Below are 19,250 nucleotides of genomic sequence, written 5' to 3'. Positions count from 1 at the left end.
CTGAAATATGCGCTGCTTTTTTAGTTGATAGTTGATAACTGGTTGAAAACATAAAATTTATGAAATAAGAGTTTTTTTGACAATGTGTACATGTCATTGATATAATATATAAATATGTAAAAAAGATTTGTTAATCGAGAAAGAGAAAAGGGTAAATGGAATTATTAAAGAATAAAATTTTGAACGATGGACATGCGCTTGGAAAAGATATATTGAAGGTGGATTCATTTCTCAATCATCAGCTGGATATCCGGCTTTTTGAAGCCATGGGAGAGGAATTCGCGCGCCGGTTTGAGAATGTCGAAGTCACTAAAATTTTGACCATCGAAACCTCTGGTATCGCCATTGCTGCAGTGGCAGCCAAATATTTTGACTACTGCCCGGTGGTGTTTGGCAAAAAAAACGCATCCTTAAACCTGGATAAGGATATCTATACCAGTGAGGTTTACTCCTTTACCAAGCAGCAGACCTACCAGATCATGGTTTCAAAAAAATATCTAAATCCCGAAGATAAGGTTCTGATTATCGATGACTTCCTGGCCAATGGCAAAGCCGTAGAAGCGCTGGAGGAAATTGTAAAACAGTCCGGCGCTCAGTTGATGGGGGTGGGCATCGCCATTGAAAAAGGCTTTCAGAACGGCGGAAAAGAAATCCGCGCGTCCGGTATCCGGCTGGAATCACTGGCCATTGTCGATGAAATGCATGAGGATGGCACCATTATCTTTCGTGATTAATACTTAAATTGAAGGGATAAGCTTATGGGAAACAGCAGTCCGATTGGTTTAATCGACTCAGGAATCGGCGGTTTTACCGTCCTCCGGGAGCTGCAGCGGCAGCTGCCCAGAGAAAACATCGTCTATCTGGGCGATGCCAAACGCATGCCCTACGGAGAACGGGAGAATGAGGAAATCATCGCCTTTGGCAACAGTGATATCCGTTTTCTGGAGAATATGGGCGTTAAGGCCATTCTTTTGGCCTGCAATACCATTTCTTCACTCATAGAAAGCCTCGACGCAAATGTGCCTTTATTCAGTATTGTGGAGGCCGGGTGCCTGGCCACCATCGAACGTCAGAAGGAAGGGGCGGTTGGGCTCATTGCCACCACCGCCACCGTCAAAAACGGTACCTATGAGCATATTTTGTCCAGCCATACGCAGGCGCTCCGCTACATTACCCAAGGGACCCGTACCCTTGCCAATGTGATTAATAACCACCCGGGTGAGCTGGCGTTGCTGCGCCAGAATATCAAAGAGGCCATCGATCCCATTTTTGAAAGGGAGCGCGTCAGCGCCCTGCTTTTGGGCTGCACCCATTTCCCCATTGTCCGCAAAACCATTGAGGAAATGTACCCCTGCCTCAGCATCATTGATCCGGCCGACAAGCAGATCACCCTGCTGAAGGAATATCTGGAGAAGAACAATGCCTTTAACGAAAGCAAGTACGACGGCGTGACCCGTATCTGCGCCACTGGCGGGGAAAAGGACTATAGGATCTTTGAGAATATGATTGAACAGCTGGCCCTTGGCTGCAGCGAGCTGACTCTGGAACAGCTGGATATTGACGAATAAAACTTTTAAATCCATTAGGAGGAGCATCTATGGAAACATCCGAAAAAAAAATTGTATACAGCGGCATACAGCCATCAGGAACCTTTACCATCGGCAATTATTTTGGCGCCATGAAAAACTGGGTTCCCATGCAGGAGGCTTACGACTGCCTGTACTGCGTGGTTGACCTGCACGCCATCACGGTGCCGCAGGTTCCGGCGGATTTAAGACGCCGTACCTATGAATCCCTGGCCATTTTGATGGCTGTGGGCATTGATCCGGATAAATCGATCCTTTACGTGCAGTCCCATGTGCCGGCCCACACCGAGCTGACATGGATACTCAACTGCTTCAGCTACATGGGTGAGCTGAGCCGTATGACCCAGTACAAGGATAAATCCAAAAAACAGGGCAATAACATCCGTGTTGGCCTGTTCGATTACCCGGTTCTCATGGCGGCCGACATTTTGTTATACCAGTCCGATCTGGTCCCTGTGGGCAACGATCAGAAGCAGCACGTCGAGCTGGCAAGAGATATCGCTTTCCGTTTCAACCAGCAGTTCAGCCCCACCTTTAAGCTGCCAGAACCCTATTTTGGGGAGACGGGCGCGCGTATCATGAGCCTGCAGGAGCCGGGCAGAAAGATGTCCAAATCCGATGAGAATATCAACGGCTTTGTCTCGCTCTTAGACGATCCCGACACGGTTATCCGCAAGTTTAAGCGCGCCGTCACCGATTCCGATACCGAAGTGCGCCACGACCGGGAAAATAAGCCCGGTGTCTCCAACCTCATGGAAATCTATAACTGCACCACTGGCCGCAGCCTTGAAGCAATCCAGAGGGAGTTTGAGGGCAAGGGCTATGGCGATTTTAAGCTTGCTGTGGGCGAGAGCGTAGCAGAAACCCTGCGCCCCATCCAGGAGGAGTACAAGCGTCTGCTGGCCGATAAGGGCTACCTGGAAAGCGTCATGAAGCAAAACGCCGAGAGAGCCTCAAAGATCGCCTATAAAACCCTCATGAAGGTTCGTAAAAAAACGGGGTTTATTAATCTGTAAAATAAAAAAGAACATGCGATTATATCGCGTGTTCTTTTTTACTGTTAGTACTTTAACAATGCAAAGGAGTAAAGAAAATGAAGCGAGAACCAAGCTATGAAGCGCGTGCGGCCATTCTGGAAAGACCGATTGCCTGTTATGAGGAGGTGGAGGGCTATCCGGCCAGCCGGGTGCGCGTCACTTTGACGGACGGCGGACAGCAGCTCTTTGACGGCCACCTGGAAAGCTTTTATGAAACAATCCTGACCCACCTGATGGTAAGTGTCCCGCATTGCAGGCGGATGGCGCGGGAGGTCCTGGTTCCTGAAAATGAGACTAAAATCATGCTGCCGATTGTCATCAGGCCCAGTCTGTCGTTCATGGTCTTTGAGCGGACAGAGGGTCCTTTGTTTGTCAATCGGTTTTCAATCAATGAAGGAACCCGAAAACGGGCGCTTTGACCATGAGATCAGCTATCACGGCGGCGCGGTCATCGCGGTGCCCTACAGTGACGGAACTATAAGGCGCCGCATGCGGGAGGCCCGGGAGGTGGAGCTTGAGTGGCTGAAGCGCCACGGGTGCTGAGTGCTGAACACCCGAAAAAAGCCGGCGCTCTGCATAAAACCGTAAATAAAAGGCTATTATGGTAAAATCAAAACAGCTGTATTGATTTGGGGGTTTTTCTATTATAGAATAAAAAAAACAGCTGAAGGAGAAAAAACCATGCGGAAAAAACAGGGCCTTCTGGCCGTCATTGCGCTGCTTTTCATTGTGATTCTGGGCGGCTGCGGCGGTGATACAACGCAGAGTGATCTGGAGAGGACTGCGGAGCAATTTAACGCCGCTCCTGCCGACACTCATGAGACTTATACCTTCAGCACCGGCGGCGCTATCCGGTTTAATGATATGACGGCTGTGGAAGGGCAGAAATCCGGCCGCGGCATCTATGATGATTTCCTGAGAATCACCATGGCCTGTGAGCTGGCCCAGGCAAGGGCTTTTCTTGACCAGGCAGAGATCACAGCGGTTAGCGAGGATGGCCGGGGCTACAGTGACAGCACCTTTTTCGTCAACGGTGATGAAAAGGAATGTGCGCTGACCATTGAGTGCCCTGTCGAAGAAAAGGTAAAGTACATTGTCATTGGCCCTTTTAAACCGAATTTTGACGGCGATAAGACAAAAATTATCTTTGAGAAAACAAATGCCGGGACGTAATTTTTCGTTACGTCCCGGCTATTTTTCAGTATTTAGCGTTTCAGCCAGCCGCCTGCGCGCTCAATGGCCCGGTTCCAGTTAAAGCAGCGTTCTTCGCGCTCTTCTTCTGAGATGGCGGGCTCAAAGCTGCGGTCGATTTTCCAGAATTTGGAAATTTCTTCAATGGAGTCCCAATAGCCAACGGCCAGACCGGCGGAGTAAGCAGCGCCGAGGCAGGTGGTTTCTGTAATGGCTGGCCGTTCAACGGGAATTCCCAGAATGTCGGCCTGAAACTGAAGCATGAAATCGCTCTTGGCGCCGCCGCCGTCGGCCCGGAGCTTTTTAAGCGGAATGCCGGCTTTGCGCTCCATGACCTTAAAGGCGTCCCGCACCTGAAAAGCCATGGATTCCAGAGCGGCTCTGGCGATGTGGTGCTTGGTGGTGCCGCGGGAAATGCCGATGATGGTGCCCCGGGCGTAGGAATCGAAATAGGGGGCGCCCAGGCCCACAAATGCCGGGACAAAGTAGACGCCGGCTGTGTCTGCCACCTGCCGGGCAAGGGCCTCAGCTTCACCGCTTTCTTCGATGATGTTCAGGCCGTCACGCAGCCACTGGATGGCAGCGCCGGAGACATCCACCAGGCCTTCCAGCCCATAGTCAGCCTTTCCGCCAATGGACCACAGCACAGGCGAGAAGATCCCGTCCGATGGCGGTATGTACTCATCACCGGTATTCATCAGAATAAAGGAGCCGGTGCCGTAGGTGTTTTTGGCCATGCCCTTTTCAAAGCAGGCCTGGCCGAGGGTTGCGCCCTGCTGGTCGCCGATGAGCCCGGCGATGGGGATTTCAACGCCGCCGAACAGGGCTGGGTCGGTGGCGGTATAGATTTCGCTGGTGCTGCGGATTTCTGGCAGAATGCTCCGTGGGATTTCCAGCTCGCTCAGGATACCTTCATCATACTCAAGGGTTCTTGCGTTTTGCAGCAGGGTGACCGCGCTGTTTGACGGGTCGGTGACATGAGCCCTGCCGCCAGACAGCTTCCAGGTGAGCCAGGAATCAATGGTTCCGTAAATAAGCCTGCCTTCGTCCACACCTCTGCGGATTTCGGGATTATTCTTCAGCTGCCAGTGGATTTTGGTGGCGGAGTCATTGGGGATGATGGTAACACCAGTGCGGTCTTCGATGGCCGGCCCATCCTTCTCGATCAGGGCTTCGCAGATCGGAAGGGTGCGCCGGTCCTGCCAGACAATGGCGCGGTCTGCGGGGATTCCGGTGTTTTTATCCCAGAATACAGTGGTCTCACGCTGGTTGGTAATGCCGATGCCCGCGATGTTTTCGGGCTTGAGATGTGCCTCTGAGATGGCCTGCCGCATCATTTTCAGGGTGATCTCATAAATTTCCATGGCGTCATGCTCTACCCAGCCAGGCTGTGGGAAATATTGGGTAAACTCGCTGTATGCAGAGGAAATAATATTGACATCCTGGTCAAAAATGATGGCGCGTGTGCCGGTGGTGCCCTGGTCAATGCCTAAAATATACTTTTTCATCATGGTCTCCTTTATTTTTGATAAACAATTTTTCCGTTTTTAATAGTCATACATACCTCAAGCTCTTTGAGCTTATCTGAGGCTATGGTGTAAGGGTTACCCGACAGAACAGTGAGGTCTCCCAGTTTTCCGGGTGTGATGCTGCCCTTTTGATTTTCTTCAAAGGCGCAGTAGGCAGCGTCAAGGGTAAACATCCGCAGCGCGCTCTGGATATCCACGCTGTTTTCAGGATAAGACTGGTTGACTGCCGCGTGGAGGCCTAAGACAGGATCCATGGGCGTGACGCCGGAATCGGAGCCGCCGCCAACGGGAATGCCTGCCGCCACAAAGGTGGAAAGCGGGTAGCCCCGGCGCTCCCGTTCATCGCCGAGACGGAGGTTATAGACGCTGCCCGGGCCGCCCCGCAGATAGGTAAAGGAGGGCTGAGTTGAGATCACAACGCCCAGCCGGGCGGCGCGCTCAATATCACGCTTGTCTGGAAATCCAAAATGCTCGATGCGGAAGCGGTGGTCTGTGCAGGGGCACAGCGCCAGTGATTTTTCCAGGCAGTCCAGCACAAAGGTCACAGCGCGCTGGCCAATGGCGTGAAAACCGGTCTGAAGCTTGTTCTGATGGGCTTTTGTGATATGGTTGACCACAAAGTCCTCGGTAAAATAAATTTCGCCGCAGGTATTCGGCGCGTCGGTATAAGGCTGCGTGAAGGCCGCGGTCCGGGAGCCGATGGAGCCATCCAGCAAAAGATCGGTTCCGACAGCAGGCAGGTGGTGGTCCAGAATATTCTGGATGTTTTCGGTATCCCAGTAGATGCGGATATCGAGGGGAAAGCGGCTCTGGTTTTCAAGAAAAACAGGAATATCCTTATCCGAAAACATATCGCCGCCCTCCATGGCGTGAATGGTGGTGATCCCCTTTTTGACAGCCTCAGAGGCCGTGTGGTTTAGCATATCCGCCCGTTGGGCGTCGGTCATTTTCTCATAGAAATAGGAGCGAGCTCTGCCGTTGGCTTTGTCGTGCAGACGTCCGGTAACGCGGCCGGAAGGGTCTTTTACCAGGCCGTGCTCGGTTCCGTCAAAACCGATTTCGTTAAAGGCCAGGGTATTGACCAGGGTGTAGTGCAGTCCGCGGTCCACAATGTAGACGCCCCGGTCTGGGACAACCGCGTCAATTTCTGCTGCGGTCGGCGGCCGTTTCTCGGCCAGACGGGACTCGTCGAGCCGGGTGCAGTAAACCCAGCCGGCAGCACCGTCCCGTGAGGCCTCCTGAATTTTATCCAGGACGTCTGCGATCGAAGCGCAGTCGTAAAGGTCGATGCCGATGGCGTTGAGTCCAGTGCCCATGACGTGTACATGGCAGTCATGGAGACCGGGGACTGCGGTTTTCCCCTTTAAGTCGATACAGGTAATATGCCGCTCTGCGGCCAGACGCCTGATATCCTCGGAACAGCCGGCGGCGGCAATCTTACCATCTTCAATGAGAACCGCCTCACAGAAGGGGCGGTGTTCATCCATGGTAATGATGTTTCCGCCGATAAGGGCCAGATTATTCATTTTTTCAGTCCTCCTTTTGTTGATTATGCCACAGTGATTTCTCACTGGTGGTAACGCCTTCCAGGCCAGCCTTTAAGAGCAGGTTCAGCTCTTCGCTGCTGGCACAGAGTCCTCCGCCGAACAAGGGACAGCCAGTCTCTGATTTTATCTGTCTGATAATGCGGCCTGGCAGAGAAGAGGGCATTAACAGAGCGCAGTCTGGTTTATTTTCATTGACGGCGCGCACTGCGCTGGCGACCGCGCTGCTGTCAATGATAAAAAGCCCTAAAACGGCCAGCATTTTTTCGCTTTGTATGGTGCTGATGCAGTGAAGCCTGGTTGTGTTAACCGCGTCAACGCCGATATTGGCAAGGTAACGGACACTGGTGCGGTCTGTGCTCAGGCCGTTTATGGAATCGTGATGCACAATGATTTTTTTTCGTTTTTCGTGAACACGGCGGACAATATTGGGCAGGGTATTGATATCGCCAAGTTTTACCATGACCCAGGGATCAGCGTAGCTGTCCAGAAAGGCAACGAGGTCGGCGGTATTGGAAATGGCCGGAATAATGACCGGCAGGGGTGTTTGCAGGTTTAACACTTTTAACTCCTCCATAAAATGAATACAAAAAATCCGCATCACACCCTGCTGTTTCTTAAGCAAAGCTGCAATACGGATTTATCTCATCTGCACAATCCTAATTGATTCTTTTTCTCATTGTATCGGATTTTTTAAACGATGTCAACTCTTTTATCCAAATTCAGAAATAAGGGCGTAACGAAAAGTTACCTCCCGGGATTTTTTTAGGACATCCCTAATATTAAAATGGTATAATAAAGCCACTTGTAAAACTAACTGCGCAGGAGGTGCAGCATGCGAATCAGAGTGATTGTCGGCCGGGAAGGCCGTTTGCATATTAATAAAAGTGACTATATTTATGAGGAGATCGGCGCCCGGCTGCAGCGGGGCAGGAGCAAAATGTACCTGGTGGTGCCGGAGCAGTTTACCCTGGGGGCAGAGCGGGAGCTCATGGCCTATAACCGCCTTCCGGGGCTTTTGGGCGCGGATGTGCTCAGCTTTAAGCGTCTGGAATACCGGGTTCTCAGTGAGGTAGGCGGCATTGCCAAAACCTTTGTGGACGAGCACGGCAAGCAGATGCTTTTGCAGAAGAGCATCCGTGAGGTGCAGAAGGAGCTGTCGGTTTACCGCAGAAGCGCGGGAAAGCTGGGCTTTCTGGAAAATATCTGCGCGTTTATCAGCGAGCTTAAGCAGAGTGAGATCACGCCAGAGGATCTGGAGACTGCTGAGAGCGAGGTGGGTGAAGGGCGGATTCTCAGCCAGAAGCTGAAGGATATCCGGAAAATTTACGGCGCCTACACAAAGCTGCTGGGAGGTGAGCGGATTGACGGTGACGACCGGGCAAAGCTTCTGTGCGCCCAGATTCCAAAGTCCGATTATCTGGAGCGCTCCCTGATCTGGATCGACGGCTTCCACACCTTCTCTAACCAGGATTTCCGGATCATCGAGGCCCTGGCCGCCAAGGCGGACTGTGTGACCATAACCCTGACCCTGGACCCGGATAAGAATGCGCCGGATGCGCCGGCCTTTTATGTGCCCGGCGAGACGCTGAAGCGGATTGAGAAAATGGCCAATGATCTGGGTTTTGAGGCGGAGATCGTCAATCTGGAGGCAGCAGTGCGTCCGGCGGTTTCAGGTCTTGACTATCTGGAGCAGAATCTCTTTGCACTGCGGCCCCGGCCTTATAAAAAGGAGCCTGGGGATCTGGCGGTGGTTCAGTGTAAAAACATCTGGAACGAAGTGGAAAAGGGCGCTCAGAAAATCGTGGAGCTGGTGCGGGAGCGGGACTTCCGCTATCAGGATATCGTGGTGCTCGCCGGCGATATGGAGACCTACGGAGGCGCCATCAAGCGGGCCTTTTCGGAGTATGGCATCCCCTTTTTTATGGACGATGTGAAAAAGGTCACAGAGAACAACTTTCTGGAGGCGGTGCTGGCAGCCCTTGAGACAAACCGGAGCCACTATGCCTATGAGGATATCTTCACCTTTGTCAAAACCGGGTTTGCGCCCATCACGCCAGAGGAAGCCCAGGAGCTTGAGAACTATGTGATCGAGTATGGCATCCGCGGAAGCGCCTGGGAGAAGCCCTTTGATCGCCCAAGCGCCAATGAGGCGGTGTCTTTGGAGGCGCTGAACGCGAGCCGTGAGCGGCTCATGGCCCCTTTTATGACGCTGCGCAAAAGCCTGAGAAAATCAAGAACCTATGCGGATAAGACCAGAAGTCTGGTGCGTTTTTTAGAGGATATCAAAGCGCCGGAAACCATTGACGGTCTGAGCGAAGCGCTGCGGGAGCGGGGCGATTTTGACAGCATGGGCCTTTACAACCAGATCTGGAACATTCTCATGGAGGTGTTTGACCAGATCAACAGCACCATGGGTGGTGAGAGCACCACCCTGGAGGAATACATTTCGGTGCTGAGCGGGGGCTTCCAGTCCTACACCGTGGGCGTAATCCCAAACCGCCAGGATGTGGTCAACATCACCGACCTGATGCGCAGCCGCCATTCTGAGATGAAGGCCCTGCTGGTCTTTGGCATGAATGAGGGCGTCATCCCGGCCAACAGCCCCTCCTTCAACCTTTTGTCGGAGCGTGAGCGCAGTCAGCTGCGAAAACAGGAGATGGTGTTCCAGGACAACAGTGATTTCAGACGGGCCCAGGAGGATTTTCTGCTCTACAGCCTTTTCGCCGCGCCCAGCGATTATCTGTACCTGTCCTATTCCATGGCGGACGCCGAGGGCAGCACCATTCCGGTATCGCCGCTCATCCCCAGGATACAGGCGGTTTTTCCAAAGCTGACCGTTACAAGCGCTCTGGAAAACACCCTCTCAAAGGAATGGGAAGCCGTGGCGACCCCGAGAGGCACCATCTCAAGCCTTATCGACCATCTGCGGGAGCTGCGCTATGGAAAGGGCACGGTGATGCCAGAGGAGACCAAGCGTCTCTGGCAGGCTGTCGGTAAATGGTATGATGAAGACGCCCGTTATCACAAAGCCTTCCGGCAGATTCAGGAGGCTCTGGATTACGATGGTGTGGATGACCGTCTGAGCCAGGGGCAGGCCATCCGTCTTTTTGAGCCGCCCATTCAGGCCAGCGTGTCACGTCTGGAGCTCTACCGCAAGTGTCCCTTCTCCCACTATGTGGCCTATGGCCTGAGGCCCGTGCCCAGACAGGAATACGAGGTCGAGCCGCCGGACATCGGCACCGTGCTGCATCATCTCATCGACGCGGTCTATAAGGAGGCTGAGCGGGAGCAGGTTTCCGTCAAGGATCTGAGTCAGGAAAAGACCGACGCCATGGTGGACGCCATTTTGGATGAAACCCTGCCGCAGGTAAGGCATCAGGTGTTTAACAGCACAGGCCAGTACCAGTATCTCGGCCGCAAGCTGCGCCGGGTGAGCAAGCGCACGGTCCGTGTGCTGGTGGACCATATGCGCCGCGGTGAATTTGACTTTAAATACAGTGAGCAGCAGTTCAGCCAGATTTTGGAGCTGCCGAGCTTTGAGGAGACTGTTAGGGTACGCGGCGTCATTGACCGCATCGACGTCTACCAGCGCGAGGGCGACACCTTTGTGAAGGTCATTGACTATAAATCCGGCAACAAGACCCTGAATCTGGCGGAGATTTATTACGGCCTGTCGCTTCAGCTAGCTGTCTACATGGAGGCCGGGCTTGAGGTTCTGGAGGGCGATAACCTGATACCAGGCGGCACCTTCTATTTTCATGTGGACGATCCCATGCTCCAGGTAAACAAGCTCGACCCGGAAACACTGACCGCGGCCCTCAACGATTCCTTTAAGCTTAACGGCATCTATCTGGATGACCCGCGTTTCACCAAGGCCATGGATGCAGAGGCCGATAAGGATTCTGAGGTCATCAGCCTGAAATCCCGGAACTCCAGGCTGAGCCGGGATGAGTTTGAGGATCTGCTGGACTACGTGAAGCGCGTGATTATCGAGATGACCGAAAAAATACTGGGCGGCGATATTGCGGTCCGCCCCTATAAAAAGGGCAAGGAAACCGGCTGCGAGTATTGTCCTTACAAGGGTATCTGCCAGTTCGATGAGAGCATCGGCAAGGCGTCCTATGATGTGCTGCGCACCAGCATTCCGAGGGATGAGTTTATCCAGAAAATAAAGGAAGGAGGAAAAGACAATGAGATGGACTGAGGATCAGCTGAGAGCCATTGAGACCAGAAAAAAAAACCTGCTGGTATCCGCGGCGGCCGGCTCGGGCAAAACAGCGCTGCTCATCGAGCGTATTCGCCGTATTGTGGTGGAGGAAAAGACCAGTGTGGATGCCCTGCTGGTGCTTACCTTTACGCGGTCCGCGGCAGCGGAAATGAAGGAGCGGCTGAGCGCTGCTCTCATGGCGGAGCTTGAGAAGGAGGACGTGGATTCGGATTTTGTCATCGCGCAGATCAGCCGCTTGGGCGCGGCCTCCATCTCCACCCTTCATGCTTTTTGCAGCCGTCTGGTCAGGGACTACTTTCAGGAGGGCGGCATCGACCCGGAATTTAAGCTGGGCAACGAGACCGAGCTCTCCATCATGGTTCAGGAAGCCCTGGAGGACCTCTTTGAGGAAAAATACCAGGAGATACCAGCAGATGGCGAGACACCCTTCAGCCGCCTGGTGGATATGTTTACCGGCAACCGGGACGACCGGGAGCTCAAGAGTCTGGTGGAAAATTTCCACTATTTTCTCGTGACGCAGCCGGATTCTGAGGCGTGGTGCGCGCGGGCCCTGTCCTATTTTGAGCTGGACGCTGAGGGCTTTTGGCAAAGCCCCTGGGGGCGGGAGCTGGACAGCCTGATCCGCACCGATATGGAGGGGGCGTATGAGCTTTTGGAGAGCGCATACGCCCTGTGCCGGGACACCGAGGGCTTTGAGAAAACCGCCGCCCAGCTTCAGGAGGATTTCTTTGCGGTGGGGCTTGCCATTGACGCGCTGGAGGAGGGTTATGACGATTTTAGAAACGCCCTTTCCGGTATCCGCTTTGCCCGCTACAGTGGCAATAAAAAAGCCGACGCCGAGACCAGCGACCACATCAAGGATCTGCGAAACGAAGCCAAGGGCATTATTCAGGGACTGCAGAAACGGCTGAATCTTGACCTCACAGAGGCTCTTGCCCAGCTGGCGGAGATGAAACGCCCCATGGAAGACCTGGTGGGGCTGACAAGGGATTTCCAGAAAAAGTATCAGTTTAAAAAGGCGGAAAAAAACCTGCTGGATTTCAACGACCTTGAGCAGAGCACTCTGCGCATTTTAGAGAATCCAGCCATTGCGGCCGAGGTGCGCGAGCAGTATGCGTACGTATTTCTGGACGAATACCAGGATACCAACGATATGCAGGAGGCCATCATCAAGCGGATTGTCCGGGACGATAATTACTTTATGGTCGGGGACGTCAAACAGAGCATTTACCGCTTCCGTCTGGCTGACCCCACGATTTTCATCGGAAAATACCGCGCCTTCAGCCAGGAGACCGACGCGCTCAACGACCTCATTACCCTGAGCCAGAACTTCAGAAGCTGCCAGGGCGTGGTGGACGGCGTCAACACAGTGTTTGAGGCCATTATGAGCCCAGCGCTGGGCGAGATCGCGTATGATGAACGGGCGCGTCTTTACAAGGGACTGGATAATGAGGGGCCCTATGTCAAAACCCAGGTGCATGTCATCGAAAATAAAACCGATGAGGATACCGACCCCATTGTGGGCGAGATGCCCGCAGTGGAGATGGAGGCGCGGTTCATTGCCCGGGAAATACAGAGCCGGGTGGGCAAGCCTTTTTATGACACCAAAACCGGCGAAGAACGCCTGCTTCAGTACCGTGATATCGGCGTGCTGATGCGTTCAGTGGCCGGCCGGGGCGATGTCTACGCCAAAATCTTTTCAGAGCTGGGGATTCCCGCCTATTTTGACGGCGGCGAGCAGTATTACGAGTCCATGGAAATCGGTGTGATCATGAACCTTCTGAATCTCATTGACAACCACCATCAGGACCTGCCCCTGCTCAGCGTGATGACCTCGCCAATCGGCGATTTTGACACCGAAGAGTGCACCGAAATCCGCCTGTTTCAAAAAGAGGGAAGCTACTACGCCGCAGCGGAAAAATACAAAGATGAGCGCGAGGACGCGCTGGCTGCCAAGCTGAAAGCCTTCTACCAAAGGCTTGACGCCTGGCAGTGGGATTCGCGGGTCATGGACATCGAGGATTTTTTATGGAAGCTGTACCTGGACACAGGCTACTACCATTTTGTGGGCGCTCTGCCCGGCGGCGAGCAGCGGCAGAATAATCTGCGGGTGCTCCTGAAACGCGCCGAAGACTATAAGCGCTCCACCCTGCGCGGCCTGTTCTATTTTATCCGGTTTATCGAGCGCATGAAAAAGCACAAGTACGATTTGTCGCCGCCTGGTGTGCTCAGTGAGAGCGAGAATGTGGTGCGCATCATGACCATCCACAAGAGCAAGGGGCTGGAGTTTCCAGTGGTTTTTCTGTCTGGTACTGGCAAGCTGTTCAACAAGCGCACCCGCAACCGGGATATCCTGTTCCACAAGGATCTGGGCATCTGTCCGGATTACATTAATCTGGAGCTGAGGGCAAAAATGCCCACACTGGCCAAGAACATCTGCCTTGAAAAAAACGAGATGGAAACCCTGTCCGAGGAAATGCGGCTGCTCTATGTCGCCATGACCCGCGCCCGTGAAAGCCTGGTGGTGGTGGGCATGGTCAAAAATCTGGAATCCAGGCTGACCGCCTGGTCAGGCCCAGGCGATCTGTATCACCTCAAGAAAGCGGGCGGGCTTTTGGATTGGATCATGCAGGCGCTTTTAAGAAACAGCGCGCCGGAAATCGCCGGGGAGGAAAAACGGCGCCACCTGAGTCTGCCAAGCTACGATGTCTATTTTTATACGGCTGAGCAGAGCCTGAAGCACCATGTCTCAGAGGATACGGTCGAGGAGCTGATGGAGGAGGCCCAGGCGCCCTCAGAGGCCATGTGGCAGGAGGTCTGCCGCCGCCTGAGCTACCGCTATCCCTTTGAGGGACAACAGGAGCTGCCAGGTAAAATGACCGTCACCGAGGTCAAACGGCTGAGAATCCAGGCCGAGGCCCTGGGCGTTCCAGAAATCCCTGAACGTGTGGCGCTGCCGTCCTTTATGGTGGCCGATGCCCGGGAAATTACCGGCGCAGAAAAGGGAACCGCCCTGCATTTTATGATGCAGAGCCTGCCCCTTGATAAACTGCGCGCTGTGGCAGCGGATACCGGGGCCCTTGATGGATTGCTTACGGAGGAGCGGCAAAGGCTCGTCACCGAAGAACTCCTACTGCCAGAGCTGGCTGAGACCATCGACCTTGAGGTCATCCGCAGGTTTTTCCAGTCTGAGCTGGGAAGGCGCATGCTGGCCGCAGAGCGTGTGCGGCGGGAGGTGCCCTTCAATTACCAGTATGACCCCAGAAAGGTGCTGCCGGACTGGCAGCATGCTGATACCCCGCTGGTAGTGCAGGGGATGATTGACTGCTGCTTTGAGGAAAATGGAAAATGGATTTTGTTAGACTACAAGACTGACCGCTACTTTGGTGAAGCCAGCCGGAAACAGCTCATTGACCAGTACCGTCTTCAGATTAATTTCTACGCCGAAGCCCTGGCAAACCTGACCGGTATGCCCGTTGCCGAGCGGATTCTCTGCCTGGTGGCCATGGGAGAGCAGATAAAGGTGGACCGGTAAAAAATAAGGGTGTAACCAAACGTTACGTCCTCAGAGTGTCAGAAAAGTGGTGCAGTCCGAGACTATGCCTTTTATTCAGATAAAAAAAGCCCCGGCGCTGCGGCAAACGGCCAGGAATCGTGCCGTTTTTAAGGAAAAGCCGGACACTGGAGAGACCAGACGCCCGTTTTATTGAAGAAGATACAGGTGTAAAGACAGCGCCCGCAGGACACTTTTTTCTTCCTTAGGTAAAAGGCTCCGTCTCTTGAATTTTTTGACACGCTGAAGGGCGTCACGAAACCTTACGTCCCGGGAAAACCAACCCGTATCGCCGCGATACGGGTTGGTTGGATTATAAGGATTTGTAGCTGAACCGCCAGAACAATGTTGTTTGACGGTATTATGATATACTAAAAGCATTATAACGATAGATGGAGATGTGAAGATGCCAAAAATCAAACCGAGCTCCGATTGGGGCGTTGAAGAATACAAACGCCTTGTTGGAAAAAACGGCGGCATCCATTTTGATTTTTGAGTCTGAGAAAAGAAAGTGGAAGCATAAAAAGAGGCTTCCCTTTTCCGTAAAAATGTTTGTTGAGAAGCTTCCCAAGCCCTCTACCAATTTTCTGAATAGGTGCTCATACGATGCTTACATAATGTAGAAAAGCAATGTGGAATATGATACAATTTGAGTATCAGAGAGGTAACGTTTTTTGAAGAACAGGAGGGATTATTTCAATGAATGAAAATTCAATAGCATATTGTGGTTTAGTGTGCAGCTTTTGCTTTCCTGACGGAAAGTGCAGTTGTAAATCGGAAAATAGTTGCGGGAAGAGATTATCTCCACAAGGATGTTATCAGTATAATTGCTGCACGGCAAAAGGTATAAAAGGCTGTTGGGAATGTTCGGATTCTCCTTGCGATAAAGATATGCTTGCACCTGACAAAATCAAAATGCGGGCATTTATTCAGTGTATCAAAGAAGATGGCATTCAAAAGTTTATCAGTTACCTGGAGCGAAACGAAAAAGATGGAATCGTATATCACCGATCAGGGGTTATGGGTGACTATGATTTGTTAAATGAAAAGGAAGTTTTGAGTTTGCTCAGACGAATAAAATGAAAACATAATACAATGGAAGCAGCAGAGCCAGTCGCTTTTTGTCAACAATAACAGAAGCGGCAAAGACCCCATTCTACAAGGATTTCACTGTTTTTGTTTAAAGGCTTACGAGAAGATATAAGATGATTTTCGTCTGTCAAATCAATAAAAAAGCAAGGGAAATAGCTGAAACAACATCGTTATCTGAAGATACTGGCAAACAGTGGAAGAAAAATGAAAAGAAAATTATTAAGGCGCTGGATAAAGGCCTCGATGATCCTGAAAATGGCCGCACCATGCCGTACGAAGAACTGATGTAGCAGATCCGAAAGCAAATTGAGCGCCACGACCTGTAAAATTGTGGAAACCATTGAGGCAGGCAGAGATGTTGAAAATTTTGTGATGTATATGATGGAGGCTTTTAAAAGTAAAAAGGCGGTCATTGATTTTTTAAAAGATTATGACAAATCTGTAGAATCGTTAAAAACCTTTCCTTTTGGTTATAGCAGTGTAAGTTTTGAGTACCGTAGGCATGAAATTCGCTTAAAGCCTTTTAAATCTTACAATATCTTTTTTACAGTTGATATAGAGAATGGATTATTATTCTGCGTGTTTTAAAGGACCGGCAGGACTGGCAGACGATACTGTTTCAAAATACAGATTATCATTTATAAAAAAACAAAGACACAACCAAAAGTTACGTCCTCAGAAAAACCAACCCGTATCGCTGCGATACGGGTTGGTTTTTTACAGATAACGCCGGACTTTTTTCATATACTGGCGGTACGCGTCTCCAAACTGCGCGAGACACCAGCGCTCCTCTGAACGGATAATGAAATGGGAAGAAGCCTCGAAAATAAGGACAAAGCCAAGCAGTAGCCAGGACTGGGTGAGCAGCGCGCAGCCAAGAAAGAAAATGAAATACGCCACATACATGGGGTTGCGGGACAGCCGGTAAAGGCCATTCTGATTGATACCGCTTTCCGACGGGGACGCAAAATTGATGACGGACACAGCGAGCAGGATAAGACCCGTGGCATAGACAACAGCGCCGGTGTAAAACAGTGGTACCGGCGCCGCTGTGATTTTCAGAAAGAACAGGTAAAGAAAAATGGCGGCGTTAGAGGCCTGGTAAATCCAATAGGCTGCTTTTTCCTTGCCTATGAGCGGCGCAAAATAGGCGGCCCGGGCCACAGCGCCTTTACCCAGCAGGGCCAAAAGCCCAAACCGGATAAAGAGAAAGGGAAGCAGCAATAAAAATCCCATTTTAACCCTCATCCATCAAAAAGGCATGGGCTTTCGTAAGCAGTGCCCGGATTTCAAGGTTCTGGGGGCAGTGCTCCTCACACTGGCCGCAGCCTGTGCACTGGTCGGCCTTGAACTTGTTCTTGATATTGGTCCGGTATTTCTTCCGGCAGGCGGCCACGTCGCCGTACATAAAGGCTTCATTATAATATTTGAAAATGGAGGGGATCGGGATGATCTGCGGGCAGCCGTTACAGTAGCGGCAGCCCGTGCAGTCTGCCCTCATTCGGCTTCTGTAAAAGCTTCGGAGCTTTTGGATCATCTCCTTTTCGTCCTCTGTCAGGCAGCCAGTGGTGTATTTTCCGGCGGTGGCGATGTTTTCCTGTACCTGGCGGAGGTCCGACATTCCGCTGAGCACACAGGTGACCTCCGGCATATTGTATAAATATTTAAACCCAAGCTCCGGCGGGGTGAGGATGGTGTCAAAGCCCTGCCAGAGCCTTTCCAGATCGCCCTCTGGCTTTGCAGCCAGCTGGCCGCCGCGCAGGGGTTCCATGATCATGACCCCCATGCCGCGCTCATGGGCGGCCTTCAGGCCAGCGAGTCCCGCCTGAAAGTTTTCGTCCATGTAATTGAGCTGAATCTGGACAAAATCAAAGGGGTAAGCGTCTAGAATTGGTTCGAATTCTGCGCCCAGGTCGTGGAAGGAGAACCCGAGATAGCGCACCTTTCCAGAGGTTTTGGCCCGGTTCATAAAATCGATAATACCGAGCTCAAGAAGCTTTTTGAAGCGATAGCCATCCAGCGCGTGGAGCAGATAAAAATCAATGTGGCTGGTTTGAAGGCGCTTTAGCTGCTCATCCAGGTATCGGTCGGCATCGGCCGGGTCGTGGCACTGCCAGCAGGGGAGCTTGGTGGCAAGCTGTACTTTGTCCCGCTGCCCGGTCTCAGCCAGGAATTTCCCCAGAAAGGGCTCGCTGGCCTGCTTGTGATAGGGCCAGGCGGTGTCAAAATAATTGACGCCGGCGTCGATGGCGGTCTGAAGGCATTGGCCGGCTGCCTTTTCGTCAATGAGCTTTTCATTGTTGTATTTAATGGGAAAACGCATGGTGCCAAAGCCCAGCTGGGAGAGTTTGAGTTCTTTAAATGGTCGGTATTGCATTTTTCGCTCCTTCGTTTTATTTTTTTTGCGTCTTTTTTACTTTTTCGCTTAAAATTGGGTATAGATTACATTATAACATGACTCTTCAATTTTTACATCGAAAGACATTACATATCGAATGAAAGCGAGGTTTTACAATGTACCGTTTTGATGAAATAAAAGATCGGCTGACTGAGATGGCCAGAGTGCGTAAAAAGGTGGTTTCAGTTGCAGCCGCAGGGGATAAGGTGGTTCTGGAGACCATAAAGATCATGAATGACCACGGCTTTGGCCGGGCGATTCTGGTGGGCGACGCCGATAAGATCAAGCAATATGCCAAGGAGGTTGGCTGTGACCTCAGTGAAAACACCATTGTGGACGAAAAGGATGAAAAGCGCGCCGCGGCGCTGGCAGTGGCCAGGGTAAGAGACGGTGAGGCCGATATTTTGATGAAGGGGCTTCTTCAGACCAAAACCTATTTGCAGGCGATTTTGAACCGTGACCACGGGCTGCGGACCGGCAAGCTCTTAAACGCGGTAACCGCCTTTGAAGCGCCGCACCTGGACCGGATGATTCTGGCAACAGACTGCGGCATGATCGTGGAGCCGAGCCTGAAGGATAAAATCGAGATGATCGGCAATGCTACCCGGCTGGCAAACGCACTGGGCTGCCGCCACCCCAAGGTATCCTGCGTGAGCGCAGTAGAAACCGTCAACGATAATATGCCTGACGGCATCGATGCGGCCATCCTGTCAAAAATGAATGAGCGCGGCCAGATTAAAGGCTGTGTGATCGACGGCCCCCTGTCCATGGACCTTTCTATCTCCGAGCATTCTGTCAAACATAAGGGCGTTATCAGCCCGGTGGCCGGACACGCGGATATCCTGCTCATGCCGAATCTGCAGGCAGGCAATATTTTCTGGAAAACCATGACCTACATGGCCGGCGCCCAGAGCGGCGCGGTCATCATGGGAACATCCAAGCCTGCAGTGCTCACCTCAAGAGCCGACTCCGCCGACGCGAAGGTCAATTCCATGGCCCTGGCAATGATGCTGGGAACCCTGTATGACTAAACGGCGTGTCACGGTCAGAGCGCAGCGGCCGTCAGCCATGTTGCTTTGAGCATCAACA

General features: G+C 52.2%; 17 protein-coding genes. 12 read left to right on the top strand and 5 right to left on the bottom strand.

All coding sequences use genetic code 11. The features are described 5' to 3' along the window. The first annotated feature begins 155 nt into the window (after positions 1-155). The 6 genes from FYJ53_RS15645 to FYJ53_RS15620 all read left to right on the top strand — a co-directional run bounded on the left by FYJ53_RS15645 (position 156) and on the right by FYJ53_RS15620 (position 3,796). The gene (locus FYJ53_RS15645) at positions 156-734 is read left to right on the top strand and encodes a xanthine phosphoribosyltransferase (RefSeq protein ID WP_148427395.1); all 579 of its coding nucleotides are present in this window, start codon (positions 156-158) and stop codon (positions 732-734) included. A 24-nt stretch (positions 735-758) separates the two neighbouring features. Then, entirely contained in the window at positions 759-1,568 is an 810-nt protein-coding gene (gene murI, locus FYJ53_RS15640; protein WP_148427398.1) for a glutamate racemase, read from the top strand. 29 nt (positions 1,569-1,597) lie between these two features. Next, positions 1,598-2,602 (top strand): tryptophan--tRNA ligase, encoded by a 1,005-nt coding sequence (trpS, locus tag FYJ53_RS15635; protein WP_148427400.1) that lies wholly within the window; start codon positions 1,598-1,600, stop codon positions 2,600-2,602. A gap of 77 nt (positions 2,603-2,679) precedes the next feature. Beyond that, complete coding sequence (locus FYJ53_RS15630) at positions 2,680-3,042, top strand: hypothetical protein (protein ID WP_148427402.1); 363 nt, start codon at positions 2,680-2,682, stop codon at positions 3,040-3,042. After that, positions 3,014-3,166 (top strand): hypothetical protein, encoded by a 153-nt coding sequence (locus FYJ53_RS15625; protein ID WP_154557468.1) that lies wholly within the window; start codon positions 3,014-3,016, stop codon positions 3,164-3,166. The genes FYJ53_RS15630 and FYJ53_RS15625 overlap by 29 nt, the downstream gene beginning before the upstream one ends. Before the next feature lie 138 nt (positions 3,167-3,304). Next, entirely contained in the window at positions 3,305-3,796 is a 492-nt protein-coding gene (locus FYJ53_RS15620) for a hypothetical protein (protein WP_154557467.1), read from the top strand. Between the two features lie 32 nt (positions 3,797-3,828). On the opposite strand, the gene glpK is transcribed toward FYJ53_RS15620, so the two are convergent. Genes glpK through FYJ53_RS15605 form a run of 3 tightly spaced genes read right to left on the bottom strand, consistent with a single transcriptional unit; the run spans position 3,829 to position 7,449 of the window. Beyond that, positions 3,829-5,322 (bottom strand): glycerol kinase GlpK, encoded by a 1,494-nt coding sequence (gene glpK, locus FYJ53_RS15615; protein WP_154557466.1) that lies wholly within the window; start codon positions 5,320-5,322, stop codon positions 3,829-3,831. Between the two features lie 11 nt (positions 5,323-5,333). Beyond that, the gene (locus FYJ53_RS15610) at positions 5,334-6,869 is read right to left on the bottom strand and encodes an amidohydrolase (protein ID WP_154557465.1); all 1,536 of its coding nucleotides are present in this window, start codon (positions 6,867-6,869) and stop codon (positions 5,334-5,336) included. Between the two features lie 4 nt (positions 6,870-6,873). After that, entirely contained in the window at positions 6,874-7,449 is a 576-nt protein-coding gene (locus FYJ53_RS15605; RefSeq protein ID WP_187367884.1) for a glycerol-3-phosphate responsive antiterminator, read from the bottom strand. A 273-nt stretch (positions 7,450-7,722) separates the two neighbouring features. Here FYJ53_RS15605 and FYJ53_RS15600 point away from each other — a divergent pair, with 273 nt between their 5' ends. The 5 genes from FYJ53_RS15600 (at position 7,723) to FYJ53_RS15580 (ending at position 16,351) form a co-directional block, all read left to right on the top strand. Further along, positions 7,723-11,094 (top strand): PD-(D/E)XK nuclease family protein, encoded by a 3,372-nt coding sequence (locus tag FYJ53_RS15600; RefSeq protein ID WP_148427411.1) that lies wholly within the window; start codon positions 7,723-7,725, stop codon positions 11,092-11,094. Beyond that, complete coding sequence (addA, locus tag FYJ53_RS15595) at positions 11,081-14,653, top strand: helicase-exonuclease AddAB subunit AddA (protein ID WP_154557464.1); 3,573 nt, start codon at positions 11,081-11,083, stop codon at positions 14,651-14,653. The genes FYJ53_RS15600 and addA overlap by 14 nt, the downstream gene beginning before the upstream one ends. 717 nt (positions 14,654-15,370) lie before the next feature. After that, positions 15,371-15,754, top strand: coding sequence for a DUF3795 domain-containing protein (locus FYJ53_RS15590; RefSeq protein ID WP_013379165.1), 384 nt, complete (start codon positions 15,371-15,373; stop codon positions 15,752-15,754). Positions 15,755-15,876: 122 nt separating this feature from the next. After that, positions 15,877-16,053: a hypothetical protein gene (locus tag FYJ53_RS15585; protein ID WP_013379166.1), complete on the top strand. Its 177-nt coding sequence runs from the start codon at positions 15,877-15,879 to the stop codon at positions 16,051-16,053. Between the two features lie 40 nt (positions 16,054-16,093). After that, positions 16,094-16,351, top strand: a complete 258-nt coding sequence (locus FYJ53_RS15580) for a type II toxin-antitoxin system RelE/ParE family toxin (protein WP_227930100.1) — start codon at positions 16,094-16,096, stop codon at positions 16,349-16,351. Between the two features lie 129 nt (positions 16,352-16,480). Here the strand turns inward: FYJ53_RS15580 and FYJ53_RS15575 are convergent, their stop codons facing one another. Together FYJ53_RS15575 and FYJ53_RS15570 are read right to left on the bottom strand one after the other, a co-directional pair. Further along, positions 16,481-16,999 carry an isoprenylcysteine carboxylmethyltransferase family protein gene (locus FYJ53_RS15575; RefSeq protein ID WP_148427417.1) on the bottom strand — a complete coding sequence of 173 codons (519 nt, stop codon included), beginning with the start codon at positions 16,997-16,999 and terminating at the stop codon, positions 16,481-16,483. A 1-nt stretch (position 17,000) separates the two neighbouring features. Next, positions 17,001-18,140: an aldo/keto reductase gene (locus FYJ53_RS15570; protein ID WP_148427419.1), complete on the bottom strand. Its 1,140-nt coding sequence runs from the start codon at positions 18,138-18,140 to the stop codon at positions 17,001-17,003. A 137-nt stretch (positions 18,141-18,277) separates the two neighbouring features. Here FYJ53_RS15570 and FYJ53_RS15565 point away from each other — a divergent pair, with 137 nt between their 5' ends. After that, complete coding sequence (locus tag FYJ53_RS15565; protein WP_133964519.1) at positions 18,278-19,192, top strand: bifunctional enoyl-CoA hydratase/phosphate acetyltransferase; 915 nt, start codon at positions 18,278-18,280, stop codon at positions 19,190-19,192. The last annotated feature ends 58 nt before the right edge of the window (positions 19,193-19,250 follow it).

Origin of the sequence: Eubacterium sp. BL-380-WT-2B (assembly GCF_009696115.1) — a bacterium.
GTDB classification, from domain to species: Bacteria; Bacillota; Clostridia; order Eubacteriales; family Eubacteriaceae; genus Eubacterium; species Eubacterium callanderi.
Note: the sequence above shows the minus strand (reverse complement) of the source record. Positions and strands in the feature narration are given on the sequence as shown.